Origin of the sequence: Kitasatospora sp. NPDC101235 (genome assembly GCF_044767505.1) — a bacterium.
Classification (GTDB): Bacteria; Actinomycetota; Actinomycetes; order Streptomycetales; family Streptomycetaceae; genus Kitasatospora.
The window spans coordinates 14,811-38,770 of record NZ_JBIWNZ010000033.1 but is presented as its reverse complement, the minus strand read 5'-3'; the positions used below and the strand labels follow the sequence as shown (position 1 = coordinate 38,770).

At 72.9% G+C, this 23,960-nt stretch carries 22 protein-coding genes and 4 pseudogenes; 12 read left to right on the top strand and 14 right to left on the bottom strand.

Annotation, left to right across the window (positions count from 1 at the left end):
* The first annotated feature begins 30 nt into the window (after window positions 1–30).
* Window positions 31–672, top strand: a complete 642-nt coding sequence (locus ACIRRH_RS36700; protein ID WP_403076292.1) for a TetR/AcrR family transcriptional regulator C-terminal domain-containing protein — start codon at window positions 31–33, stop codon at window positions 670–672.
* Between the two features lie 828 nt (window positions 673–1,500).
* On the opposite strand, the gene ACIRRH_RS36695 is transcribed toward ACIRRH_RS36700, so the two are convergent.
* Together ACIRRH_RS36695 and ACIRRH_RS36690 are read right to left on the bottom strand one after the other, a co-directional pair.
* Window positions 1,501–2,412, bottom strand: a complete 912-nt coding sequence (locus tag ACIRRH_RS36695; protein WP_403076290.1) for an AraC family transcriptional regulator — start codon at window positions 2,410–2,412, stop codon at window positions 1,501–1,503.
* 197 nt (window positions 2,413–2,609) lie between these two features.
* Complete coding sequence (locus ACIRRH_RS36690) at window positions 2,610–3,038, bottom strand: DUF397 domain-containing protein (RefSeq protein WP_403076287.1); 429 nt, start codon at window positions 3,036–3,038, stop codon at window positions 2,610–2,612.
* A gap of 47 nt (window positions 3,039–3,085) precedes the next feature.
* Between ACIRRH_RS36690 and ACIRRH_RS36685 the strand changes: the two genes are divergently transcribed.
* A complete protein-coding gene (locus tag ACIRRH_RS36685; RefSeq protein ID WP_403076284.1) occupies window positions 3,086–3,250 on the top strand; it encodes a hypothetical protein in 165 nt (54 codons plus the stop codon).
* Between the two features lie 6 nt (window positions 3,251–3,256).
* Window positions 3,257–3,411: pseudogene (locus tag ACIRRH_RS36680) on the top strand (IS5/IS1182 family transposase); the annotation flags it as partial.
* A gap of 387 nt (window positions 3,412–3,798) precedes the next feature.
* Here ACIRRH_RS36680 and ACIRRH_RS36675 read toward each other — a convergent pair.
* The 3 genes and pseudogenes from ACIRRH_RS36675 to ACIRRH_RS36665 form a co-directional block, all read right to left on the bottom strand.
* Window positions 3,799–5,076: a serine hydrolase domain-containing protein gene (locus ACIRRH_RS36675; RefSeq protein WP_403076281.1), complete on the bottom strand. Its 1,278-nt coding sequence runs from the start codon at window positions 5,074–5,076 to the stop codon at window positions 3,799–3,801.
* 344 nt (window positions 5,077–5,420) lie between these two features.
* Window positions 5,421–5,615, bottom strand: a pseudogene (locus ACIRRH_RS36670) (transposase); the annotation flags it as partial.
* Window positions 5,616–5,715: 100 nt separating this feature from the next.
* Window positions 5,716–5,928 (bottom strand): annotated as a pseudogene (locus ACIRRH_RS36665) (zinc ribbon domain-containing protein); the annotation flags it as partial.
* Between ACIRRH_RS36665 and ACIRRH_RS36660 the strand changes: the two are divergent.
* The 4 genes and pseudogenes from ACIRRH_RS36660 (at window position 5,852) to ACIRRH_RS36645 (ending at window position 10,026) form a co-directional block, all read left to right on the top strand.
* On the top strand, window positions 5,852–6,652 hold the full coding sequence (locus ACIRRH_RS36660; RefSeq protein WP_403076279.1) for a hypothetical protein: 801 nt from the start codon (window positions 5,852–5,854) through the stop codon (window positions 6,650–6,652). The pseudogene ACIRRH_RS36665 and the gene ACIRRH_RS36660 sit on opposite strands and share 77 nt — an antisense overlap.
* Before the next feature lie 124 nt (window positions 6,653–6,776).
* Complete coding sequence (locus ACIRRH_RS36655; protein WP_403076277.1) at window positions 6,777–7,604, top strand: DUF1963 domain-containing protein; 828 nt, start codon at window positions 6,777–6,779, stop codon at window positions 7,602–7,604.
* An 82-nt stretch (window positions 7,605–7,686) separates the two neighbouring features.
* Window positions 7,687–8,327, top strand: a pseudogene (locus ACIRRH_RS36650) (response regulator); the annotation flags it as partial.
* Between the two features lie 457 nt (window positions 8,328–8,784).
* A complete protein-coding gene (locus ACIRRH_RS36645) occupies window positions 8,785–10,026 on the top strand; it encodes a hypothetical protein (RefSeq protein ID WP_403076274.1) in 1,242 nt (413 codons plus the stop codon).
* 105 nt (window positions 10,027–10,131) lie between these two features.
* Here the strand turns inward: ACIRRH_RS36645 and ACIRRH_RS36640 are convergent, their stop codons facing one another.
* Window positions 10,132–10,263 carry a hypothetical protein gene (locus ACIRRH_RS36640; protein ID WP_403076272.1) on the bottom strand — a complete coding sequence of 44 codons (132 nt, stop codon included), beginning with the start codon at window positions 10,261–10,263 and terminating at the stop codon, window positions 10,132–10,134.
* A 326-nt stretch (window positions 10,264–10,589) separates the two neighbouring features.
* Entirely contained in the window at window positions 10,590–11,774 is a 1,185-nt protein-coding gene (locus ACIRRH_RS36635) for a cytochrome P450 (RefSeq protein WP_403076269.1), read from the bottom strand.
* 437 nt (window positions 11,775–12,211) lie between these two features.
* Between ACIRRH_RS36635 and ACIRRH_RS36630 the strand changes: the two genes are divergently transcribed.
* From ACIRRH_RS36630 to ACIRRH_RS36610, 5 genes are all read left to right on the top strand, one after another.
* Window positions 12,212–12,784: a PH domain-containing protein gene (locus ACIRRH_RS36630; protein ID WP_403076266.1), complete on the top strand. Its 573-nt coding sequence runs from the start codon at window positions 12,212–12,214 to the stop codon at window positions 12,782–12,784.
* Window positions 12,785–12,930: 146 nt separating this feature from the next.
* A complete protein-coding gene (locus ACIRRH_RS36625; RefSeq protein WP_403076264.1) occupies window positions 12,931–13,254 on the top strand; it encodes a hypothetical protein in 324 nt (107 codons plus the stop codon).
* A 421-nt stretch (window positions 13,255–13,675) separates the two neighbouring features.
* On the top strand, window positions 13,676–13,909 hold the full coding sequence (locus tag ACIRRH_RS36620) for a hypothetical protein (protein WP_403076261.1): 234 nt from the start codon (window positions 13,676–13,678) through the stop codon (window positions 13,907–13,909).
* A 28-nt stretch (window positions 13,910–13,937) separates the two neighbouring features.
* Window positions 13,938–14,750 (top strand): class I SAM-dependent methyltransferase, encoded by an 813-nt coding sequence (locus ACIRRH_RS36615; protein ID WP_403076437.1) that lies wholly within the window; start codon window positions 13,938–13,940, stop codon window positions 14,748–14,750.
* Window positions 14,751–14,988: 238 nt separating this feature from the next.
* Window positions 14,989–15,630: a dihydrofolate reductase family protein gene (locus ACIRRH_RS36610; protein WP_403076259.1), complete on the top strand. Its 642-nt coding sequence runs from the start codon at window positions 14,989–14,991 to the stop codon at window positions 15,628–15,630.
* Between the two features lie 511 nt (window positions 15,631–16,141).
* Here ACIRRH_RS36610 and ACIRRH_RS36605 read toward each other — a convergent pair.
* The 7 genes from ACIRRH_RS36605 to ACIRRH_RS36575 form a co-directional block, all read right to left on the bottom strand.
* The gene (locus ACIRRH_RS36605; RefSeq protein WP_403076256.1) at window positions 16,142–17,155 is read right to left on the bottom strand and encodes a BtrH N-terminal domain-containing protein; all 1,014 of its coding nucleotides are present in this window, start codon (window positions 17,153–17,155) and stop codon (window positions 16,142–16,144) included.
* A complete protein-coding gene (locus ACIRRH_RS36600; RefSeq protein WP_403076254.1) occupies window positions 17,152–18,000 on the bottom strand; it encodes a MerR family transcriptional regulator in 849 nt (282 codons plus the stop codon). Before ACIRRH_RS36600 ends, ACIRRH_RS36605 begins: the two co-directional genes overlap by 4 nt.
* A gap of 349 nt (window positions 18,001–18,349) precedes the next feature.
* Complete coding sequence (locus ACIRRH_RS36595; protein ID WP_403076251.1) at window positions 18,350–19,312, bottom strand: NAD-dependent epimerase/dehydratase family protein; 963 nt, start codon at window positions 19,310–19,312, stop codon at window positions 18,350–18,352.
* Window positions 19,309–20,865, bottom strand: a complete 1,557-nt coding sequence (locus ACIRRH_RS36590; protein WP_403076249.1) for a class I adenylate-forming enzyme family protein — start codon at window positions 20,863–20,865, stop codon at window positions 19,309–19,311. The genes ACIRRH_RS36595 and ACIRRH_RS36590 overlap by 4 nt, the downstream gene beginning before the upstream one ends.
* Window positions 20,862–22,094, bottom strand: a complete 1,233-nt coding sequence (locus ACIRRH_RS36585) for a cytochrome P450 (protein WP_403076248.1) — start codon at window positions 22,092–22,094, stop codon at window positions 20,862–20,864. Before ACIRRH_RS36585 ends, ACIRRH_RS36590 begins: the two co-directional genes overlap by 4 nt.
* Window positions 22,091–22,843, bottom strand: coding sequence for a glycosyltransferase family 2 protein (locus ACIRRH_RS36580; RefSeq protein WP_403076246.1), 753 nt, complete (start codon window positions 22,841–22,843; stop codon window positions 22,091–22,093). The genes ACIRRH_RS36585 and ACIRRH_RS36580 overlap by 4 nt, the downstream gene beginning before the upstream one ends.
* A gap of 58 nt (window positions 22,844–22,901) precedes the next feature.
* Window positions 22,902–23,933 carry a 3-oxoacyl-ACP synthase III family protein gene (locus tag ACIRRH_RS36575; protein WP_403076244.1) on the bottom strand — a complete coding sequence of 344 codons (1,032 nt, stop codon included), beginning with the start codon at window positions 23,931–23,933 and terminating at the stop codon, window positions 22,902–22,904.
* Window positions 23,934–23,960: the final 27 nt, after the last annotated feature.

The window sequence follows — 23,960 nt, the reverse complement described above, 5'->3', positions numbered from 1 at the left end:
CAATAGCGACAACTCCAGTAGACTAGGTCAGTGACCAAGAAGCAAACCCCGGCCGCCCCACGGACCCGGCTCGACCCAGCCGCCGTCGTACGCGCAGCGCTCGAACTGCTCGACGAGAAAGGCGCCGACGCCGTCTCCCTGCGCGGCACGGCCGAACGCCTCGGCGTACGGATGAACACCGTGCTGTGGCACGCCAAGACCAAGGCCCGGCTGCTGGAGCTGATGGCCGAGGCGATCGTCGCCGAGGTCCCGCTCACCGACCTGCCCGCGGCCCCGGACGAGCGCGTACGCGAACTGGCCCGCCGATACCGCCACAGCCTGCTCGCCCACCGCGACGGCGCGGCCGTCGTCGCGGGCACCTACGCCGCCGAGCCCGCGACCCTCGCCTTCGCCGAGCACGTCGTGGCGGCCCTGCTCGACGCCGGACTCGACGAACGCCGCTCCGCCTGGACGTTCTGGAGCATCCAGTACCTGACGCTCGGCCTGACGCAGGAGGAGCAGGCCCTCACCACCTCCGGCGAGGAACACACCCTCGGCCCCGCTCTCGCCGCCGGAAGCTACCCCGCCCTCGACCGGGTGGTGCCACACCTGGAGGACACGGCGTTCGACGAACGCTTCGAGTTCGGCCTCGACCAGCTGCTGCGCCCCCTCGGGCCGACCGGCGAGGCATGACGGGGAGACGGAACAGATCGGGAGGCGGAGTGAACGGGGCGCGACGGCCTGACGGGGCGCAGCGACCGAAGCGACCGAAGCAACCGACTGGTCCGGGGCCTGCGGGGCGGGCTGCTCCGCAAACGGGACGGCGGCTGGCTGTCCGGCCGGGGCGGGCACGCACCAGCCGCCCATGTGCATCGGACTCCCACCCGAGCAGCACGGCGCCAGCCGCACACACCGCTCCGGCGCCCCGGCGACCACCTTCACCACGGCCTGGTCCTGTTGCCCGCCGCCGAACGCCACCGGCACCGCAGACGCGGGGACAGGCAGAGCAGCCGGCGCCAGGACAGGCTGCTGGGCAACGGCAGCCGCCACGGGCACGGCGGTGACCGTCGGAGCCGGGGCGAACTCCACAACGGCGGCCGCCCGTACGGACGCGGTGTGCTGTTCTGGGGCGGCGCCGGCTCGGTCGGCACCTCGACCGTGGTGGGGACGAGGCCGGCGGCCTGTGCCCGGCGCAGCCACGCGCTCGGCCCGGCTCCTGCCGTGCCAGGAAGGCGATGCAGGCCTCGCGCTTCGGCAGTCGGGCCGGCCGATGACGGTCGACCCGGCCTTTCGACTACTCCTCTGGAGGGATTCCGTCCAGCCGCGGACGCCAAGGATCGGAGCCTGGCTGAGTCCTCTGTCAGGGAAAGATCGTGGACATCCGGGTCGAGTGGATACGCCCGAAGACACGCGCCTCGTCTTCCTGACCGCCGATCCGAGCCCATGTGTTGCCGTGCTGTAGCTCCGCGGCCCTACCACCGGTCACAGCCCGGCTCGCGGGCGGCCGGCTGGGACCGGGGCTCATGAGGTCGCTCGGGGCCCGTCCACGGTGACGGCGCCGCCGAGCCGCCGCCACTCGCTCGGGGACACCCCGCAGGCCGCCTGGAAACGGCGGCTGAAGTGACTGGGGCTGCTGAACCCACACCGGGCGGAGACCGCGGCGATGGTCAGGCGGTCGTACCGTCGGGAGGCCAGCATGCGCCGGGCCTTGCCGAGCCGCTCCTCGATCAGCCACTGCTCCAGGCTGATCCCCGCCCCGCTGAGCAGCGTGTAGAGCCGGCGGACCGAGACGGCGTGCTCCGCCGCGATCCGTTCCGGCGTCAGGTCACGGTCCGCGAGGTGGGACCGTGCGTAGGCCATGACCCGCGTGAGCAGGGTGTCGTCCATCGTCGACCTGACCTCGGTGCTCTCTTCGGCGTGCGCGGCCGAGAGAAGCAGTGCGCGGACGAGTTCCGTCGTGGCGGACCCCAGGGCCTGCGCGCCCGGATCGGCCTCCAGCCGGCCGGGATCGCGCCACAGGCCCCGCAGGTGTTCCAGCACCAGGCCGTGGAGCGGACTGGCGCGCAGCTGCAGGGAGGCGCGCACCACGTCCTCGACCGGCACGCCGAGGTGGTGCATGTCGAACATGATCGCCTGGGACGCGCCGTCGCCGGACCAGCCGTACGAGCGGGGCGCCAGCTCGTGGAAGACGCAGATGTCGTCGGATCCCAGGAGGAGCTGCCGGCCCGAGACCTCGGCCCGGTGGACGCCCCGGGGCTGGAGCGAGACCGAGACGATGGGGCTGCTCCGGTGGTGGCGTACGTGCTGGGCCGTCCGCCGCACCTCGAAGCCCGAGTTCCGGGTGGCGAAGAGGTCCAGGCCGCCGACGCGCCACATCTCCATGCGCGCGTGGATGCCTGTCTCCGGCTCCTCGTGGGCGACGTCGTTGGGCACCCGCGAATCCGTCAACGCGTGATGGAAGGCATCCACGCGCTCACGAGGCGGCACGGTGTTGAGATCGAGCAGCAGCACACACAACTCCCCAGAAGGACTGAATTCGGCCAGTCTGCCCCACTGGCGAGCGCTGTCGGCGGCGGAGGATGTCCGGGTGGGAATGCCGCGCTCCGCCACGAGTCCCGGCAGGAAGTGCCTCAGGGACCGGTCGGGAAACCACCCGCCGGGATACCGGCGACGAAGGCGTGCCACGCCTCGGGGGTGAAGGCGAGGGCCGGGCCGTGAGGATCCCCTTCTCTCGTCCGCGCGATCCTCACCCTCCTGTCGGCCGCCGTGAACTTCCGTATGAGCTGGGCGAATTGACACACACCACCACCCCGCCCCGTCGCCTGGACCCAGCCCGAGAACGGGTGGTGGCACCCGGATGAGCCGGCTGCGTCTGCGCCACCGACCGGCAGCACGCCGACCGGGATCCGACGCTCCGGCACCCACGTGCCGGCGGCGAGGGTGTGGCGGCCGGACAGGCCGTCCTGCCGGACGGCATCGAGCCATTGCGAAGACGCCCGCCGCACAAGAGTGCACGGATGGTCAGCTTCCCGTGCACACACGGCAAACCCGGGAACCATGGCCGACCGACGCTTCCGTCGAGCAGAGCTGCCACGGAGGGACTCTCATGCCGATCGACCGCAGACAAGTGATCCGTGGTCGGCACGTGGCCGTCGCCACGCTGATCGGGAGCGTGCTGGTGCCGGCCGGTGCGCAAAGCCCCGCACAAGCCGCCGAGACGGAATGGGGCAGCTTCTACGGCAGTTCTGGGAAACCCGCCAGGGGCCGCTGATGGGTCGTGGAGAGTCCTGCTGAGCGCCTGGTCCCGGACGAGTTGTGGGAGTTGTTTCGGCGGGTGCTGCCGCCGCGGTCGTTCAGCGCCCTCAGGGTGGCGGCCGGCGACGGGCCGGTGGCTGTGAAGTGCTCGCTGCGATCGTCTTCGTGGCGGCCTCGGACCGCGTTCGAGATCTGTCGTGGAGCCGACAGATCCGACCGGACGACTACGGGCAGCGGACAACGGGCGGCGAGCGGCGGGACGCATCGGCGGCCACCGAGGACGGTGGATCCTGCCGTGGTCCTGCTGCCTGTGGCCGGCCATGCCGCAGTCGTCCCGCCCGTACTTGTCCGTCCGGCTCTCCGCCGCGCGCTCGTCCGAAGCCCTGCCGATGTCCCACTCGCCCCGGCCGGCGCACTCCGCACAGGACGTAGCGGCAGTCCTCACACGGGAACGTCTCCACGCCCAGGCCGCCCTTGCGGCCCTGTCCATCAGGCGATGACAGAAGTGGTCAAGTACCTACAAACCGCCCTCTCAGGTCCGGGAACAGTGCCGGCCGAGCGGGGTCAGCCGGTGCAGGTCGCGGCGCCTACCAGCTTCTCGAAGGCCTTCCGGGTGGGCAGCGGGGTCGAGAGGCCACTGCCGTTCATCGAGACGGAGAGCTGACGGCGCAGGTCGGGGCTGGTGTACAGGAAGGTGCTGAAGCCCGGGATGCCGCCCGTGTGGCCCCAGAGCTCACCGCAGTCGGTGGTGGTCCGCTCCAGGCCCAGGCCGTACCCGCCCTGGCTCTGCGGGGTGACCGTCATCATCTCGGCGAGCTGCGGCCGGGGCAGCAGCCGTCCGCCGAGCAGGGCGGTGATGAAGGTGTTGAGGTCGGCGGTGGTGGAGATCCCGGCGCCGGACGCGCCCGCCATGCTCGGGTCCAGGTCGGTGACGTCCACGCGGCCGGTGGGCAGGTCGAAGTAGCCGTGCGCGTGCGGGCCGGGGACGGCCGTCTCGTGGTCGGGCATGGAAGTGCCGGTCAGGCCCAGCGGGCGGATGATGCGACGCTCCACCTCCCGCTGCCAGGTGCTGCCGGTGGTCCGCTCGATGATCTGTCCGGCCAGGATGTAGTCGGTGTTGGAGTAGTGGTAGCCCTGGCCGGGCGGGAAGTACGCCGGGTGGTTGTTGGCCAGGGCGATGAGCTGCTGCGGTGTCCAGCGGGTGTAGCGGCCGGACTCCAGCCATCGTTCGAGGGAACCGGGCGCCGTGGGGTCGAAGGCGTGGTCCTCGGTGTAGTCGAACAGCCCGCTGGTGTGGTTCAGCAGCTGGCGCAGGGTGATGTTCGCGCCGTTCGGCACCGCGCCCGGCAGCAGCCGCTCCACCGGGTCGTCCAGGCCCAGCCGCCCCTCGGCGACCAGCTGGAGGACGACGGTGGAGACGAAGGTCTTGGTCACGCTGCCGATCCGGAACCGGCCGGTCGCCGAGGCGGGGGCGCCGGTCGCGTAGTCGGCGGTACCGGCGGCGCCCTTCCACCGGGTGCGGCCGTACTCGCCGACCCGGGCGAGTGAGGCCGAGGCGCCGCCGGAGTCGACGATGGCCTGCACCGCGGCGTCCAAGGCCCTGGGGTCGACGCCCTTGCGCGGCCCCCGGCCGGCGGCGCCCTGCGCCGGGTCCTGGGCAGCGGTCACCGTCACCACTCCGACCGGTCCCGCTGTGCCGAGGGCACCGGCCGCCGGGGCCGTCACCCCCACCAGGCCCGCGCCCGCCAGCGCGAGCGCCACCAGGCGCGCGGCCGGGCGGCCGCGCCGGCGCCCCGTGCGCCCGCGACCGCCCGGACCCGTTCCGCCCCTGTGTTCCGCCATGCCCGTCCACCTTCCCGTGTCCATGCCGAAGGGCGAATGCAACACCCCTGCGAATTACGACAACTGACACATTGACAGATTACGGGTGCCCGGGTCGTCAGCCCACGGTCCAGACCGGCTCCGACCCTGGACCTACCTTCGAACGATGGGCCGCTCCCCCTCAGGGATGGGCCACCCCCTAGGGTCGGTCAGGGGCGCCCCCGCCCGCAGGGGCCGTCAGCCGACCGGGGCCTTGACCCGCAGCCAATCTGCCCTCGAGGGGTTCGGCGACTCGCCGACACAACGGGCGACCACTTGCCGTGACCACTGGTAGCGGGGTGAACTCCGAAGATGACCTCAGAGGACTCGCGCGGGAGGTAGGCCCACTGGCAGCCGGTCCTGCCCTGACAGAGGATCGAGTTCACGATCTCCCGCATTGCGTGGACGCCCTGATGGCCGCTCACTGACCGGTGCCGGTCCTTCCACGCTGTGATGACCGGCTCGATCAACGACCACTGCTCGTCCGATAAGTCGCTTGGGTGCGGCTTGCGTTCGCTCACCTGACCACCCCAGCAGACCGGCAACTGCAGGCGAGTGGACTCGGCCCAGGCCCACACCATCAGGCGATGACAGAAGTGGTCAAGTACCTACAAACCATCCTCTTACACCGTCTCCACAGGCTGCAACCGCCAGCCCGGCGGCCAGGATGTTCTTCGCCGCGTTCACGTCCCGGTCGTGGGTCGTTCCGCAGTCACACGTCCATCCGCGGACGTTGAGTGGCATCCTGCTTCGCAGGGTGCCACAGGTGGAGCACAGCTTGGACGAGGGGAACCAGCGGTTTACGACCACCAGATCCCTGCCGTACCACTCGCACCCGGCGGTCGCCGCCCAGGCGGCGGCCAACTTCCGGGCCCTCGACGCCGTTCCGGCCGCGGTGGTGGGCGACGCGGAACACGGATACCTGCCGGGAGCCCCGTACGACCGGGGGATTCTCACCTGCGCGGTACGGGAGGTCCCCCCGGCCGTGATCGGCCAGATCCGCCCACAGGGCGTACTGGTACTCCCCTTCGCGCCGCTCTTCGGGGGCGGAGCGGTCGCCCGCCTGGCCGTTTCCGGCGCCGCCGCCACGGGCCCGTTCACCGGCTCCTCGGCGTTCATGCGCATGCGGCAGCAGCGCTACCCGGCCCCGCCCGTCGACGACTACCTGCCCGGCGACTGGCCCGGGAACGCCGTACAGGAGTACACGACTCTCAGCCCGCTCAAGGTCGTTGACGACTGGCTGGCGTCCTTCGTCGTGGGCCTGGCCGTACCCGACGTGTACTACCGGCGCAGCGACGGCGACGACATGACCACCCTGTGGCTGTTCGACACGGACGTCACGTCCTGGGCGACGGTGGACTTCGTGGACGGCGCGAGCCGGTACGAGGTTCGTCAGTCGGGCCCTCGCCGGGTGTGGTCGGAGGTCGAGGAGGCCCACCGGTGGTGGGTGAAGGAAGGCCGTCCGGGGTTCGAGCGGTTCGGGCTGACCGTCGACAGGGGCGAGCACCGGGCGTGGCTGGACAACCCGGCCAACCTGCTGCCGCCCGTACGGGGGTGAGGCTGAACTCCACCACGCCGTCCTGTATGCCCGCCGCGACGACATGGACGGCCAGGAGCAGGCCGAGGGTGCCGGCACCTGACGGCCTTCCGTGCGTGTCAGAGCCGGGTGGCAGGATCGGCGCATGTCTGACACCTACGCATGGACGCCGTACGACCCCGAGAAGCACGCCGACCTGCCAGGCCTGCCTGGCTTGCCGGTGCCGTACGGGCTCTACGCGGCCCTGTGCGAGCAGGTGGGCGGGGAACACGCCGCACGCGTCGCCGAACTGCTGCGGCCCTCGCTGGAACTGCGTCCGGACGTCCCCGATGACGCGCCCGGCTGGACGCCGGCCGGCCGGACAGGCGGACCCGCCGCACTGCCCGAGGACGTCGACTGGCCCAAGGGCCATCGCTACCCGATGGAGCTGCTCGCCCAACTCGACTGCGCCCGGCTGGCGGAGGCCTTCCGGGCGGGGAGGAGCGGCACTCCCTGGCCGCTGCCGGCCGACGGGCTGCTGCTGTTCTTCCACGACCTGTTCCCCGCCGATCCCGACGGGGACTGCTGCGTCGTCCTGCACGTCCCGTCCGGCACACCGGAGCGTCCCGCCCCGCCGGACCCGGACGGCCTGGAGCCACTGCCCGCCCGGCCGGTCCGGGCACGCTGGGCCCTGTCGGCGCCCTCGTACCTGGATGACGAGCTCAGGGAGGTCTTCGCAGGCGACTACCTGGACGCCATGGGCGTCTCGGACACCTGCCACGAGCACCTGGGCAGCACCGACATCCGGCTCCTCGGATGGTGCGACAGCCACAACACCACCCGGCCCGACGGACACCGGCCGCTGCTGCAGGTCGAGGGCTCGGCGGCGGACGCGAGCTGGGGCGAACTCGTCAACGTCTCGGTCTGGATCACCGACGAGGACCTCGCCGCCGGCCGCTTCGACCGGGTGCGCTACGGGATGGAGGTCGCCTGAGCGGTGCCCCGTTGTCCCTGCCCGGCGCGGCCGAAAGGCCCGCCTCTCCGGCACCCGCGACCCGCGAGGCGGCGATCATCCGATGACCATCCGCGTTCTGCTCGCCGACGACCAGCGCATGGTCCGCACCGGCTTCCGCTACATCCTCGACGCCGAACCCGACATCGAGGTCGTCGCCGAGGCCGGCGACGGCATCGAGGCGGCGCGCCTCGCCGAACACCACCGCCCCGACGTCTGCCTCCTGGACATCCGGATGCCCGGCATCACCGGTCTCGACGTCACCCGCCGCCTCGCCGGCCCCGGCGTCACCGACCCGCTGCGCGTCATCGTCGTCACCACCTTCGACCTCGACGAGTACGTGCACGAGGCCCTGCACGGCGGTGCGACCGGCTTCCTGCTCAAGGACACCGGCCCGGCCATGCTCATCGAGGCCGTCCGCGCCGCCGCCCGCGGCGAGGCCATGGTCTCCCCCCAGTCACGGTCCGTCTGCTGCGGCACTTCACCTCCCACCGGGCCCGCCCACCGCTCCCGGGTGCCGGCCGGCACCCGCTGTCGGACCGCGAACCGGCCCGCGCTGCCGCCGACGGCCTCACCAACGCCGAGATCGCCGATCGCCCGTACGTCTCCCTCGGCACGGTCAAGAAGCACCTCGCCGCCGCGCAGCTGAAGCCCGACGTCCGCAACCGGGTCGAACTCGCCGCCTGGGCCCATCGCCACGGCCACATGGACGAGCCGAGCCCGAGTAGCCGCGAGGCCGCCGTGTCGGGTCGAGCGTGTCCGTGGAGCCCTGACCGATCGGTCGCGGCCGACGACAGGGTTCTGCTTCGGCACGCCGGCCGGCGTCCGCGGCTTCGCGGACGCCGACGCGCTGCGGCTGGACGACGGACGCTCGGTGTTCCACCAACCCGACGGTGAGAACCCCTTCCGGGCGCGGGCCCGCAGTTCCCCACCCAGGAGCCCGGCGACCGGCCGCATCTGCCCCATGCGCCGCACGTGCCCCGGTAGCACCCGGCGGCCTGCGGCCCGGGCACGAAATCGGCCTCGCGCCCGGGCCGCAGGCCGAGTAGATCAGCGATCGGGCTGCGGGGCCGTCCTGGCATCTGGTACTGATATGTGAAGGCTAATGCTCAATCAGTTCACTTATCTGCACGTTGAGTTCACGAGGCAGGAGCTGCACATCATGAGCATGCGCACGTCCCGCACAGCCGCCCTGGCCACCGTCGTGGCCATGGCCGCCACCCTCGCCGCAGGCGTGGCGCCGTCGGCGGTTGCCGACACCGCCGCGGGCCCCACGCCCGTACTGCTACCGACCCCGGACGGCACCTACCAGAGCGAGCCGACCGGGGTGAACGCCGACGGCGTCGTCGTCGGGGACGTGACCCTGGGCGACCCGTCCACCGGGCAGCCCCTCACCCACCACGCCGTCCGCTGGGGCGCGGACCTCACGCACGCCCTGCTCGACCCACTGCCTGGTGACAGCGAGGACCGGGCGATCGGCATCGACAGCGCCGGTACGGCCGTGGGCACGTCGTGGGCGCCGGGCAGCGGCGCCCCCGTGCACGCGGTGCGCTGGGCGCCCGACGGCACCGCCGCCGCCCTCGCCCCGCTGCCCGGCGACCAGAACGCCACCCCCACCGCCGTCGGCCGCACCGGCACCGTGGTCGGGTACACGGGCAGCGCCCAGGGCCCGGACCATGCGGTGTCCTGGGCCCCGGACGGCACCGCCACTGCCCTCGCCCCGCTGCCCGGCGACACCGGCAGCAGGGCCCTCGGGGTCAACAGCTCCGGCACCGCCGTCGGCTACTCCTACCACCCCGGCGCCAACGGCACCACCGAGTCCCGCGCCGTGACCTGGGGCCCGGACGGCGGCGCCGTCGCCCTCGCCGGCACGACGCCCTACCCGTCGACCCGAGCCGAACTGATCAGCGACAACGGCGCCGTGTTCGGAACCGCCGGAGACGCCGGCACCGGAGCGGTGTACACCTCTCTCACCTGGAACACCGACGGCTCCGTCTCGGACTTCGCGGGCAAGGAGCCGAAGGCCGTGAACAGCACGGGTACCGCGGTCGGCCGGTGGAGTCTGTACATGGCGCCGCAGGGAGTCGCCGTCAGGTGGCGTCCGAACGGCTCGGGAGAAGCCCTCTCCCCGGTGGCCGGGCCGCCCGCTCCCAACAGCATCGCCACCGCGATCAACGACGGCGGCACCGTCGTCGGCTACTTCTGGGGGCAGCCGGACGCCGACGAGTACCGGTACGCGACGCGCTGGAACCCTGACGGGACGAACACCCGGCTGCCGCGGCCGCAGAACGTCGCGAACACCGCCGCGCTGTTCATCGGCAACAACGGCCTCGTCGCGGGCGTCGCGATCGGCCGGGACCAGGCCGGAGGGCCCCGGCACACGGCCATGGTCTGGAAGCCGTAGCCGCAGCGCCCGGGCCCGTGTGATCGACCGGCTCAGTTCTCACTGACGGCCACAGGCATCGGGGTGGGGCTGCGCGTTCGACCTGCGCAGCCCCATCCCTGTGCGTTACTTGCCTCCCCTACGGATCTCACCCATCAGCGGCTTCGGCGGATGCGAACGCAGGTAGTCCTCAAACGCCGCCGGAATCTCGACATACTTCTGCATCTCCGGGGAGAACGGGAGGTTCTCCTGCGTCACCACCCCTCCCGAGTCCCGGGCGAAGACCGCTGCGGTCACCCCGCCGCCTGCGACCAGAACCCCGCCCAACGCCAACAGGACTGCCCCTGCCCGTCCCATGGCCACCCTGGACCCCCTTCACTGCCTGCTGCCGAACCGGCCTGCTCTCGGCGTACCGCGTCGCGACCACCGAGCCACGGAGGGTCCGAACGCTCAACGCCACCTCTCAAGAATGCAGGCGAGACACGCACCGTGTCAGGGCTACTCGGGCAGCAGGGCACCCCCACCGACTGCCTTCCGTTCACCGGTGATCACCCCAGGCGTCCTTGGCCGTCGCGCCGCGTCCGTCACACCTGGAACCGCACCGGCAGACTCGTCAACCCCCTCAGCATGGTGCTCGGCCGCCACACGAGGTCTGCCGGGTCGGCGTCGAGGGCGAGGTGGGGGCGACGCTCGATCAGGGCGCGCAGGGCGATGGCGGCTTCGACCCGGGCGAGGGGGGCGCCGAGGCAGTGGTGGATGCCGTGGCCGAAGGCGAGGTGGCCGGCCGGCTTGCGGTGGATGTCGAACCGGTCCGGGTCGGGGAAGTGGCGCGGGTCGCGGGAGGCCGCGGCCAGGGAGACGAGGACGCTGTCGCCTGCCGGGATGGTGGTGTCGCCGATCCGTACCGGTTCGGTGGCGAAGCGGAAGGCCGCGGACTCCACCGGGCCGTCGTGACGGAGGGTCTCCTCGATCGCGCTGTCGATGAGGCCGGGATCGGCGCGCAGGGCGGTGAGTTGCTCGGGGTGGGCGAGCAGGGAGAGGACCGTACCCGAGATGAGGTTCACGGTGGTCTCGTGGCCCGCGACGAGGAGGAGGAAGGCCATCCCGAGCAGTTCCTCGGCCGAGAGCCCGCCGGCGGTCGGGGTGACGAGCGCGCTGAGCAGGTCCCCGCGCGGGCTGGTCCGGCGTTCCTCGATGAGGGCGGTGAGGTGACCGGTCATGGCGCCGACCGCGGCGCCGGCGGCCTGCGGAGAGCTGGGCGCGACCAGTTCGGTGGACCAGGCGTGGAAGCTCGCGCGGTCCGCCGCCGGCACCCCGAGCAGTTCGCAGATGACGGTCATCGGCAGCGGCAGCGCGTAGGAGGCGACGAGGTCGACGGAGCCTGCGTCGGGCAGCGCGTCGAGCAGGCTGTCGGCGATCTCCTGTATGCGGGGGCGCAGCGCCCGGATCCGGCCGGCCGTGAACTTCCCGGCGACCAGCTCGCGCAGCCGGGTGTGCTGGGGTGGGTCGCTCTGGAGCATGTTGACCCCGAGGGCGTGGCCGCCGTCGTCCGTCCACGAGGAGGAGTGCCGGATGTCGTTGCTCAGCCGGGGATCGGTGAGAGCGGCGCGGGCCTCGTCACGGGCGACGACGAGCCACGCCTCGCCGGATCCCGGGACGAGCACCCGGTGGACCGGCCCTTTCTCGCGGAGTGCCGCGTAGGCGGGGTACGGGTTGACGGTGACGTCGAGGCCCGCGGGAGACAGTTCCTGAAGCGTCGGAGCCGGCATGCGCTTTCCCCCTTGGAAAACGGGGAGTACTCCCCGGTGATGGCCCGACCCTACCAAACCGGGGGCATCACCCCACTTTTCTGCGTCGCTGGGTTCGCCGGCCGGAGCGACGGACAACCCCGTCCGGAGCTGCCGGCCCACCCCCGGTCAGAGGCCGAAGCCGCTGCGGCGAGCGCGTGATCTCCGAGGTCCGGAGACTGACGGGCGATCAGCAGAGCAGCACTGAGTCAGCGCCGGCCTGACTGAACCCGGCTACAGATGCCCCCACCCGAGACTCTCGGCCGACGGCCTGAGCCGCCGGGCCTGGCGGTACCCATGTCCCGGCTGCCGCAGCTTCCGGACAGGGCGGGATCCCGTACTGCGCCTTGTCATCATGACGACCTGCCAACCCGACCCGCCCCGTGAGGCCGGTGCCAGCGAGGCGTAGGGTGCGCCATGTGAACGAACTGATCTTCCGGGGGAAAGACAGGTTCAGCCCCGACTTGGCCGATCTCGCGCTACTGCTCATGGTCATCACGGCCGAAGTCCTGGCCGGCCGAATGAAGTTCCACTTCGGCCCCGGCCTCATGATCCTGCTCGTCGGCGGGACGGTGCTGCTGGTCGCCGGGAGCCGCCTCATCGCCATGCGGTACCTGGTCCGGGTCAACGCCGACGGAGTCACCGTCAGCTGGGGGCTCGGCCGTGGCCGCACCTACTCCTGGCAACAGATCTCCTGGATCGACGTGTCGGAGATCCAGGGCCGCGGCACGACCACACGCGTGGCGCGGATCCACACCACCGACGGTCGGCGCCACTGGCTGTCGACCCTGGTGACCAGCGGCTTCAATCCGTCGGAGGACTTCGACGCCGACTTCCGGCGGGTCGTCGACTGGTGGAAGCACAGCACCAGTCCGAGCCGGCGCGTCCGGCCCGAGAAGCAGTTCCGGGACAAGATCACACCCACGAAGATCGGGGTGGTGGGCACCGTCGTCTTCGCCGTCATCCTCTTCGTCGCCACCGTGGTGCTGTAGCGGTGGCCACCTGAACGCGTCGGCCCGGCCCCCGACGGGCGTGTGCCGGTATCGGCCTTGGTGGCCGCGGACCTGGTGGTCGTCCAGCCGCGCTCGGTGCGCGCCCGTCCCTGGTGCCTGACGGTGTTGTCCGAGAGGATGTTCCAGTGGCGAACCTGACCCGTATCTGGACGATGACCCGCACCAACTTCCACGCGGCCGACCCGGTCGAACGGTGGACTGCGCGCGCGGCCTGGGCGGTGTTGACCGCGACGGCCTGGCTGGCGGTGATGTTCACGACCGTCTGGGGGGCCATGGTCGCCGGGGTTCCCACCGGTATCCTGGGGTGGTTGGCGATCGTCCTCTCGCTGGCGGTCCCCGCCGTCTCGTTCATCGCCATCACCTCCGAACCCGGCGGGCGCCCCGGTGCGCCGGCGTTGACGGTTCTCCTCCTGGTGGCGGCCGCCGTACTGATCATCACCTTCATCTGAGCCGAGACGCACGGCTCCCGGGCCGCCCACCGGACCTGCTCCGCCGGATCACGGCCTCCCGGTGCTGCTCCGCCTGCGGAAAGCCCGTCCCGAAGTACCGGTCGGCGTAGGCCGCGGAGCGGAGCCGGCATCCGGCCGAGGGCGGATGACCGTCGTACGCCACCCCGGCAGGATGACCTTCGTTCCGGCCCCGCTCCCGTGAAGGAAGTCCACCGATGTCCGTGCTACTGCTGAACGACGACGACGTCCGCCGGCGCCTCGACGCCCCGGCGGCCGTCCGGGCCGTACGCGAAGCCCTCCTGGCCGGCGCACACGGGCGGCCTCGTCGCTCCGCCACGCGTGCACGCCGACCTCGGCAACGGACGGCTGGTGTTCACTGCGGGACGGCTGCGCGCGGAGAAGCTGTTCGGTTTCCGCTCCTATGACACCGTGGTCGGGGGCGGAGCAGCTGGTGGCCGTGTGGAGCTCCGAGGACGGCCGGCTCAGGGCCGTCGTGCACGGCAGCGAGCTGGGCCCGCGGCGCACCGGCGCCATCGGGGCCGTGGCCGTGGACGCGGCGGCGAATCCCGGTCCGGTGCGGCTCGGACTCGTCGGGGCGGGGACGCAGGCCTGGGCGCCTTGGAATCGATCATCTATAGGCTGGCGCGGTGACTGATGAGCAAGAGCGGGTGCAGCCGTCGGGAGTGTGGGCCACGGCGGTGGGGGTGGCCAGGGTGCGGGCGCTGGAGACCGCGCGGGAGAACGCACTGTTCCGCGACCCACTGGCGCAGGCCTTCGCCACCGCCGGCGGCCTGTGGCCCTCCTCGCCGCCACCCGATGACGAGGCCGCGCGACGCCGCCGGCTGGCCGTGTCGTTCTCCATCGTCATCAGGACGAAGTTCCTCGACGACCTGTTGCAGCAGGCCTCCGCGTCCGGGGTCCGGCAGGTCGTGCTGCTCGGCGCCGGCATGGACAGCCGGGCCTTCCGGATGGACTGGCCCGAGGGCACCCGGCTGTTCGAGGTCGACACCGCCGCGCCACTGGACTTCAAGGCTTCGGTGCTGCGCCAGGAGCGGGCCGTCGCACGCTGCGAGCGGATCACCGTCGCGGTGGATCTGCGCGAGGACTGGCCAGGCGCACTGGCCGCCGCAGGGCACGACCCGGCCGTACCGACCGTGTGGATCGCTGAAGGACTACTGATCTATCTGCCCGAGGACGCGGTGGAGCTGCTGCTGGCCCGGATCAGCGCGCAGTCGGCGGCAGGCAGTCGGATGGGGCTGACATTGGGCTCGCGCGGCGTGATCGAGCGCTTCGGTGCGGACGCCGCGCCGGGATCGGCGGCGTCCATGTGGGTCTCGGAGATGCCCGACGACCCGGTGGGCTGGCTGGCCGGGCACGGCTGGGAGGCCGAGAGCCACACCCTGCGCGAGCGCGCTGCCGGCTACGGCCGCCCGATCGGCACCCCGCCGCAGCGCGAGGAGCGGCCCGGCGGGCTGATCTCAGCGGTCCGCCGGTAGAGCGCCTCCCGGTTTCCTGGATGATCGCGCTGCCGCCGGGGCGGGCCGGACCACCGGATCGTGAAACCGGTGGTCCGGCCCGGACGACAGGACGGCCCGGGCAGGGGCGTGTCGGGCGGGGGCGTGTCGGGCGGGGCGGGCGGCGGGTGCGGAAATCGGGTACCGGCGCGGCGATGAGTTTTTCGGCCCCGGCAGGTCTACATCTCGACGGGGACGACCGACTCATCGGGAGAGAGACATGGGCCTCATCCACATCGAACTGTTCGCGACCCTCGACCTCGTCGGGCAGGCGCCCGGCGGACCCGACGAGGACCCGGTGGGGTTCCCCTTCGGCGGCTGGCAGGCGCCCCTGCTGAGCGAGGTCACCGGGGCGCAGATCCTTGCCGCGTACGAGGGCACGGACGCCCTGCTGCTCGGCCGGCGGACGTACGACATCTTCGCCGCCCACTGGCCGCACCAGAAGGACGGCGAGATCGCCGAGCTCTTCAACCGCGTCCCGAAGTACGTGGCCTCCCGCGGCACGCCCGACCTCCCGTGGGCGGGATCCACGCTGCTGGGCCCGGACCTGGCGGGCGCGGTGCGCGAGGTCCGTGACCGGCACGAGCACGTGAAGGTCGTCGGAAGCCTGGACCTGGTGCAGACCCTCCTGTGGGAGAAGCTCTTCGACCGGCTCGACCTGTGGGTGCACCCGATCATGCTCGGCGTCGGGAAGAAGGTGTTCGACGGCGGCGCGGTGCCCACGAACCTCACGCTCCTCGAACCGCCGGTGGCCGGCCCGCAGGGCACCGTGTTCCTGCGCTACGGGCTCGCCGGCGGCACGCCCCTGACGGGCGACATGAGCGCGCCCGACCGCGGCCTCGGGCGCGACGACGTCCGCTGATCCGATGACCACCGTCACCGCCGACGGGGTCGCCCTGGGCGTCGAGTCGTTCGGTGACGCCGACGCGCCACCGGTCCTGCTCACGGGCGGGCCGACGATGCTCTGCTGGCCCGACGCGCCCTGCGAGCGCCTCGCCGCCGGAGGAAGGATCCGGCGGCGAGGCGCTCCCCTCATCCGGTCACCACGGCCACCCCGGCACCGGGCGCCCCTGAGGTTGCGTCAGTCGCCGGTCGGATCGGCGGACCGGTGGCGACGGGTACCGGCGGTAGGGCGGTGTCGGTGACGACGCACAGGGTGTGCCCCGCACCCGGGGCCAGGAGGGTGGCACCCGCTGTGTCATCCGGCACGACCCGCACGAGGAGACCCCACCGGTGGTCAACTGCCCGAACCCCGACGTGGACGAATGGGCCGCTGCGGGTCATCGCTTGACAGCCCCTCGCACAGTCTGACACCGGCCCGGCGGGCCGACACGGCCTTCGGTGCTCCCCTCCCCTCGCGGCCCGGTGGCAGCTCACCGCCGGGGCCGGCCGCCCGTGACCGGCACGTCGCTCCCGGCCGGCAGCCGGGCCAGTTCCTCCATCGCCTCGCGCTCGATCCGTGCCAGCTCGCCCAGCATCCTGCCGGCCCGCTCCAGCGGCTCCGCGTCCCCCGACTCCCCGGCCGCGCCGACCAGTCGGGCCACCTCGCTCCAGCCCGCCGCGGCCTCGGCGTACCGGTCGCGGGCGGTGCGCACCCGGGGGTCGTCGAGCAGCTCGGCGCACTCGGCGAGGAAGTCCCGGTAGAGGTTGCGGAACAGTGCACCGCCCGTCCCGGCCAGCTCCATCATCCGTGCGGCCTGCGGCAGTCGGAGCGCCGGCTGGTCGGCCCTGGCCAGCCAGCCCGGCACCAGGGCGGCGGCCTTGGCGATGCCACGGTGGCCGAGGTTGGCGATCGGCGGGTGCAGGAAGGCCGCCGCGCAGTCGGCCATCGCCGGAGCCAGCAGGTCACGGACGTCCGGCAGTTCGCCGTGCAGGGCGAGCGTGAAGGAGCGGTGGCGGGCGGTCATCGGGCCGCGTTCGGCGCGCGCCGCCGCGAGCGAGGCCAGGCTGGTGGTGACCGCGCCGCCCTGTTGCGCGGTGTCCACCAGGTGGGCGTCGGTCGCGTCGTAGCCGCGCATCGCGACCACGTGCCCGCCGAAGTGCACCCGGGAGGTGAAGTACTCCAGGTGGTAGCTGTCCAGTTGGAGCCCGACCGGGCGTCCGGCGTCCAGCTCGGCGGCCACGTTGCACCAGGCCCGGCCGGCGGAGGCGGTCTCCCGCACGTCCAGCTCCAGACCGAGCCGGGCGGCCAGGGCGCGGGTCAGCTCGAAGGGCTTGACCCGGCCGCCGAGGAACGGGAAGTCCAGCCCCTTGCCGTCCCAGTAGACGAACGACAGCCCGGCGCCGAGCCCGAACAGCATCGGCTCGGACAGCACGACGCCCTCGTGGCGCAGCAGCACGTCCAGCGCCGTCGTCTCGCAGTGCTTCCCACCGTGCGGCTCCGTCATGCCGCTTCCTCCGTCCGCTCCTCGACCCGGACCACCAGTCGGGTCGTCCACTCCTGCTCCGGAGCCTCCCCCGGTCCGACCAGGTACGCCTCCCGCACCGGTGCCAGCGGCCGCAGTCCGCGCTCGTGCACGGCGGCCAGCAACGCATGGTAGGCGAGCGGCAGTTGGGAGTACGGGCCGTGGTGGACCGTCTCCACCACCGGGCCGCCGGGCAGCAGCTCGCGCTCCAGGCCGCCGGGCGGCCTGCGGGGCCCACCCGCCTCGGTTGCCTCGCCCGCCTTGTCCGGCTCGGCGCCGACCGCGATGCGCATGCCCTCGGCGAGGTCCAGCGGGAACAGCCCCCACAGCGGGGGCCGCCAGGGCGTGCCGTGCAGTCCGGCCAGCAGCCGGCCGACGCACGCGCCGATCCGCTCCGCCAGCTCGCCCGGCCCGGCCACCGCCCGTACGACGACGAGCTGCCGCTCCGGCTCCCGCCCGAGGGCGATCTCGTACCCGGGCAGTCCGCCGCCGGCCGCGAGGCGTTCCAGCAGCTCCAGGCGGGCCCGGTCGCGGGTGATCCGCTCGGCGACCCGGTCGCGTTCGGCGCGCAGCAGGCCGGCCCGCTCCGGCTCGGCGGCCGCCAGGGTCGCGGCGATCACCGCGAGCGGCACGTCGAGGTCGCGCAGCAGCGCGACGGTGAGCGCGTCGCGGGCCTGCCCGGGGGCGTAGTAGCGGTACCCGGTGGCGGGGTCGACCCTGGCCGGGGGCAGCAGGCCGGTGTCGTCGTAGTGGCGGAGCTGTTTCACGCTCAGCCGGCAGAGGCGGGCGAAGCGCCCGATGGTGAGGAAGTCGTCCTGGTCTCGCACGGGCCCATCGTGGACCCTCCCGCTGTGGGAGGGTCCATCCCGCGCGCCCGGCCGGACTGCCGGCGGGACGGGAGAGCGCTGTCGTGCGTGTCGTCGTCGGTACCGACCGGAGTGCTGTCGTCGTCGACGAAGCCGGATGCCTCCACGCCCGCACCCTGACCTCGAACTGCCGGGCCTGCGCCCCTTCTCGCCAAGCGGCGGAGTACTGACCAACCCGCGCCCCCGCTGAGGGGCCCTGCCCAAGCGGTCCACTCGCACCGGTCGGACCACGCCACGGCTGACGTGTCCCCGGCGCCCACTCGATGTTTGGTTGAGGTCATCTTGCTGGTCCACCTGCGGAGAGCCAGCGTCAGTTCCGGCGCAGGGCAGGCCCCAGGTCCGTCGGCGCCGGCTGGTAGCCCAGGTGGGTGCGGGCAGCCGTGAGGTCGAGGGTGCGTTCGTGGGCCAGGTGGCGGACGGCGTAGACGGTCAGGCGGGGGCGACGGGCGGATCGGGCGGTCCGGGTCAGGAGTTCGGCGGTGCGGGCCAGTGGGAGGGCGAGGGCAAGCGGTACGTAGAGGGGTGTGGCCGGGAGGTTGTGGGCGGTCAGGACCTGGCGCAGCACGTCGTCCAGCACGACCGGTTCCCGGTCGGTGATGTTGAAGGTACCGGCGGCACGGCCCTCGGTGGCGAGCAGGCAGGCGTCGACCAGGTTCGCCACACTGGTCAGGCTCAGCCGCTGCCTGCCGTCGCCGATCGCGAACAGCCTTGGCCCGCGCGGAGTTCGGCGCACCGCCTGGAGGACGCGCGGCAGCAGTGTGGTGTCCCCGGGACCGTAGACCGCGTGCGGTCGCAGGATGACCGCGTCGGGGCGGACCCGGCGCACCCACGCCTCCGCGAGCGCCTTGGAGCGCCCGTAGGCGTCGGTGTGGCGGACCGCGTCGGCCTCGTCCTCCCGGGCCATGACGGTCGGCCGGCGCGGGTCGTAGACGCTCGCGGTCGACAGGTGCACGAAGTGCGCCGTCTCGGGAAACGCGGCCAGCGCTCCCCTGGTGGCCAGGACGTTGCCGCGGTGGAACGCTTCGGGGCGGGCCCAGTCGGTCGCCAGGCCCGCGCAGTGGATCACCGCGTCAGGGCGGGTGAACGGAGCGGGAAGGGCCGGCCGGGCCGCGAGGTCCGCCAGGTCCCAGGAGAGGTAGGGCGCGCCACCGATCAGGTTGGTGGGGACGGTTGGGCGCCGCCCCAACGCCAGCACCTGGTGCCCGGCGGCCCGTGCCGCGCGGCACAGGGCGCTGCCGACGAAGCCGCTGGCCCCGGTGACGACGGTGATCACCGCGCCTCCCTCGTGACCAGCGTGCGGAGTCGTTCGCGGTCGGGTTTCTCGGTCCGTCCCCGTCGGGGGATCGCCGGGAGGCAGCGGATCCGGTCCGGCAGTGCCGCGTGATCGATCGTGCGGGGCAGTTCGCGTTGCAGGGAGCGGAGGAGTTCCGGCTCCGGGACCGAGCCGTCCGGGCACACGGCCAGCACCACCGCCTCGTCGGCGGTCAACGGGTCGGGGACGCCCACGATGACGGCCTCGGCGACGCCCGGGAGAGCGGCTATCGCGGGTTCGTACAGGCCCGGGTAGAGGTTGAAGGAGCCGCGGATCAGCATGTCCTTGGTCCGGCCGAGCAGCACGATCCGGCCCTCGGCGTCGATCCGGGCCCGGTCGCCGGTGTTGAGCTCGCCGATCGGTCCGTCACCGAGATAGCCGATCGCCAGGTGGGCGCCGCGCACCAGGAGTTCGCCCTCTTCGTTGAGGCCTGCCGTGACTCCGGGCAGGGGGTGGCCGGCCAGGTCGCCGTGGGGTGCGTGGTCGAGCTTCTCCTCGGCTTCGGTCACGGCGATCGGCAGCATCTCGGTCGCGCCGTAGATCACGGCGATCCGGGCCGAGGGGAGCGCGTGCTGCAGGCGGCGCAGGATCGGGGGTGGCACGGGAGCGGCGCCGAGCAGCACCGTGCCGAGGGTGTCCGGGAGTTGGCCGGCGGCGAGCAGGCGGGCCAGGGCGGCCGGGGTGCCGAAGGTGTGGGTGGCCCGGCGGCGCCGCAGGTCCCGCAGGAACCGCTTCGGACGCACGGGAAGCGGTGCCGCCGACCAGGTGGCGCCGGCGGCGAGGAAGGCGAAGGCGATCATCAGCTGCTCGGAGTGCACGACCACCGGGCCGGGGGCGGTGGGCAGGCCCAGGCTTTCGCCGAGCAGGTCGGCGCCGGCGAGCAGCGTGGCCTGGCTGTGCACGACCGCTCGGGGGCGGGCGGTGGTGCCGGAGGTGAACACGACCAGGGCCGGGCGGTCCGGGTCCCCCGCGGGCGCAGGTGCGGACGCGGTGTGCGCCAGGGTGGCGGCGGAGAGCGCGTTCGGGGGCAGCCCTGGGAGGCGCGGGCCGGTGTGCAGCAGGCGCAGGGTCGGGTCGGAGAGCGCCGGCAGGTTCAGGCCGAGGCGGTGCAGCAGTGTGCGTCCCGCCTTGCGGGCGGAGAGCGCGCAGAGCCAGGATTCGGCGGCCAGCCAGCGTGGTGCGGCGAGCCGTTCGGTGACGAGTCGTCCTCGCGCGGCGTCGAGTTCGGCGCCCGCGCCCGGGTCGGCCACCACCACGGCGGCGCCCACCGCCATGACGGCCAGACCGAGCACCACGGCGTCCCGACCGGGGCGGACCGCGAAGAGCACCGTGTCACCGGCGGACATACCGACGGCCCGCAGCCCGCTCGCGGTGGCGGCGATCCGCCGGGCGAGCTCGGCGTAGGTGAGCGTGCCGTGCGCGTCGAGCAGGGCGGGCGCGTCGGGCGTCCGGCGGGCGTGGTCCGCGATCCGGCCGGCCAGTCCGGCGCCCGCGGGGTTCGGCGTGCCGCTCACGAGGCGGTCACCTCCAGCGTTGCATGGTTCGAAGGTTTCCAGGGACCAGCCGCTCCCCCGGCCGCCACCTCCAGTCGCGCGTACGTCGGGATCAGCACCCGCCGTTTGACCCGTCGCCGCACAACACGATCAGCCCCTGCCATCAGTAGCGCCTGCATCAACACCCTGATCTCGGCCAGCGCGAGCGGCGCACCGATGCAGTAGTGCGGCCCGGCCCCGAACCACAAGCGCTTGGGATCATGCGCCGGACACCGGCCCAGTGCCGCCGCCCGGTCGAACGGCCCCGCAGCCACGTTGCACCGTGCAGTGGCGATGACCACCCGATCCCCCTCACGCACCGTCGTCGCGCCCAGCCGGCCCGGCCGCGCGGCCCGGCGCAGCATCGCCGGGCTCGGCGTGATCACCCGCATCGCCTCGTCGATCGCCGCACCGAAGGCCGCACCGCCCGCCTCCAGGTCCGCCCGCAGCGCAGGCAGCAGCCCGGAGTCGTGCCAGAGCGCGAAGACCCGTGGCACGGTGGTCGCGACCGTCTCCGTCCCGGTGAGCAGGAACGCCGCCGCCAGCCCGAGCGCCTGCTCGCGATCGAGCCCGTGGCCGCGCAGCCGGCCCATCATCGAGCCCGGCTCCGCGCGGTCGTACGCCTCGCCCGCTGCCGTCACCAGGCCGGCCAGCACCGCCTTCGCCCTGGCGACCTGCCGTGGGGTCAGTTCCCTGGTGCGCAGCCCGACCATCCGCACGATCCGCTCGCCGCGCTCGAACACCTCCGCGCCCGCGGCGTCGGTCACCCCCAGCAGCTCGCCGATCACCGTGCCGGCCGCCGTCCTGGTCAGGGCGACGAGGTCCACCGCGCCGCCCGTGCCCAGCCGGTCGGTGGCCTCGTCCAGCACCGGTCCGAGCACGCGGGTGCACAGCTCCGTGGCCTGGGCCCGGGTGAACAGGCCGGCCAGCGCGGTCCGCAGCCTCCGGTGGTCCTCGCCCTCCATGTTCAGCAGCACGGACGGTCCCAGAACCGGCGTCCACAGCGCGCCCGAGGACCCCGGGCCGTCCTTGCGGAACCCGTCGTGGTCGAGGAGCACCTGCCGGGCCAGCTCCGGATCGCCGACCACGATCCCGACCCCGGGCACCCGCACGGCGGGGCCGCGGCGGGCCACGGCCGTGATGAACGGGTACGCGAATGGGTGGGCGGCCAACTGCACCCGTTGTTCCCAGACCTGTTCCTGCCGCTTCATCGGATGTCGACCACGTCGGGCCGGTACCGGTGGTCCGCGTACCAGGCGAGCGTGTTGCGCAGTCCGAACGCGCGCAGCCGCCGGACCGAGCCGTGGACCCGCATGCCCGGGACCTGCCCGTAGGCGGCGGTGAGCTTGCGCACCTGGTTCACCAGGGCCCGGTCCTCGTGCATCTCCTCGATCGCGGTGCGCGGGAAGCCGCCGCAGCGCTGGTAGAGGTCGGCGGTGATGGCCAGGTTGCAGCCGGGGCACATCAGGTACGGGCCGAGGTACTTCGGGTCGCGGTTGCCGGGCCGGAACCTGCCGAACCAGGCCGCCAGCGCGACCACCGCCGGCAGCAGCCGGCTCTCCCACAGCTTGAGCCGGAACTCGTCGGTGCGCGGCAGTAGTTGACCGGTGACCAGTTCCAGTCCGCCGGTCAGGCCGCGGCGTACGGCGGCCGTCCAGCCGGGTACCGGGAGGCAGTCGGCGTCGGTGCGGGCCAGGTACCGGGCGCCGGCCTCGACCGCGAAACGCATCCCGGTATCCGCCGCCGCGCCGGTGCCCTTGCGCGCCTCGGTGATCAGGTGCAGCGGGAAGCCGGCGGTGACCGCGAACTCCCGGACCACCTCGGCGGTGCGGTCGGTCGAGGTGTTGTCCACCACCACGCATTCGAAGTCCGCGTCGGTCTGCGCCGCCAGCGCGCGCAGCGTGGCCGGCAGCGAGACCTCCTCGTTGAAGGCCGGCACGACCACCCACAGGTCGGTCACTGGTGTTCCCTCACAATCGAGCTCACAGTCAAGCTCACAGTCGAGCCCACGACCGAGCTCACAGCTGCGCGAAGACGACGCCGAGCGAGACCCCGCCGGCCAGTCCGATCAGCGCCACGCGGTCGCCCGGCCCGCAGCGGCCCTGCTCCAACGCCCGGACGAGTTGGAACGGCAGCGAGGCCGAGGCAAGGTTGCCGTGCTCGGGCAGCACCGGCACCAGTGACCCGGCGGTCAGGCCGGTCCTGCCCAGGAAGGCGTCCAGCAGGGGCACGGTCACCTGGTGCACCGCCACCACCGCGAAGTCCGCCCAGGTCAGGCCGTGTTCGGCCAGCGCCTGGTGGATCAGCCCGGGGCCGAGCGCCTCGAAGGCCGCGTGCAGTCGTGCGCCGTCCATCCGGAAGTAGCTCGCCTCCGGGTCCCGCGGGTACGCGGTGCCGCCGCCGGGCAGGGTACCGACCTCCCAGGCGGAGGAGTCCGCGGTGAAGGCCTTGTGGAAGATCCCGGCCGGCGCCGTTCCCGCCTCCAGCAGCACGGCCGCGCCGCTGTCGGACAAGGTGTAGCCGGGGAACGACTCGGCGAACTGGCTCCGGTCCCGGACCGACCAGCGGATCGCCCGCGACGGAAGCTCCCCGGTGCAGACCAGGACCCTGCGGTACTGCCGGCCGGCGATCAGCGCCTCGGCGACCTGGATCCCGTTGAGCACACTGTTGCAGGCGTTCTTCACGTCGAACACCGGGCAGCGCGCCCCGATCTTCGAAGCCAGGATGTGCGCGGTGGCGGGCTCGACCATGTCCTGCGAGGCACTGGCGAAGATCAGCAGGTCGATATCCCGCGCGTCAACGCCGGCGTTGGCCAGCAGTTTCCGGGCGGCTGCTGCGGCCAGGTCGGAGGCCTGCCAGTCGTCGGGGGCGACGTGCCGCGCGGCGATTCCGGTGACCGCCTCGATCAGCCCGGGGCGCGGCCGGTAGGGACCGCTGTCGGCGATCCGCCGCTCCACCTCGCGCGAGGTGAGCGATTCCTCCGGCAGGTGCACCGCCACCGCCGCGATCACCGCGCGCGCCCCGCCGCCTTGCCCGACCACCTGTTCCACTGCCCCCGACGTTGCGCTCAAGCATCA

Coding starts and splice junctions, on each gene's coding strand:
- ACIRRH_RS36655 (WP_403076277.1), top strand. CDS start 6,777: ATGTCTGACACCTACGCATGGACGCCGTACGACCCCGAGAAGCACGCC.
- ACIRRH_RS36645 (WP_403076274.1), top strand. CDS start 8,785: ATGAGCATGCGCACGTCCCGCACAGCCGCCCTGGCCACCGTCGTGGCC.
- ACIRRH_RS36585 (WP_403076248.1), bottom strand. CDS start 22,094: ATGAAGCGGCAGGAACAGGTCTGGGAACAACGGGTGCAGTTGGCCGCC.
- ACIRRH_RS36605 (WP_403076256.1), bottom strand. CDS start 17,155: ATGACGGAGCCGCACGGTGGGAAGCACTGCGAGACGACGGCGCTGGAC.
- ACIRRH_RS36635 (WP_403076269.1), bottom strand. CDS start 11,774: ATGCCGGCTCCGACGCTTCAGGAACTGTCTCCCGCGGGCCTCGACGTC.
- ACIRRH_RS36685 (WP_403076284.1), top strand. CDS start 3,086: ATGCCGATCGACCGCAGACAAGTGATCCGTGGTCGGCACGTGGCCGTC.
- ACIRRH_RS36610 (WP_403076259.1), top strand. CDS start 14,989: ATGGGCCTCATCCACATCGAACTGTTCGCGACCCTCGACCTCGTCGGG.
- ACIRRH_RS36620 (WP_403076261.1), top strand. CDS start 13,676: ATGACACCGTGGTCGGGGGCGGAGCAGCTGGTGGCCGTGTGGAGCTCC.
- ACIRRH_RS36690 (WP_403076287.1), bottom strand. CDS start 3,038: ATGGTTCCCGGGTTTGCCGTGTGTGCACGGGAAGCTGACCATCCGTGC.
- ACIRRH_RS36675 (WP_403076281.1), bottom strand. CDS start 5,076: ATGGCGGAACACAGGGGCGGAACGGGTCCGGGCGGTCGCGGGCGCACG.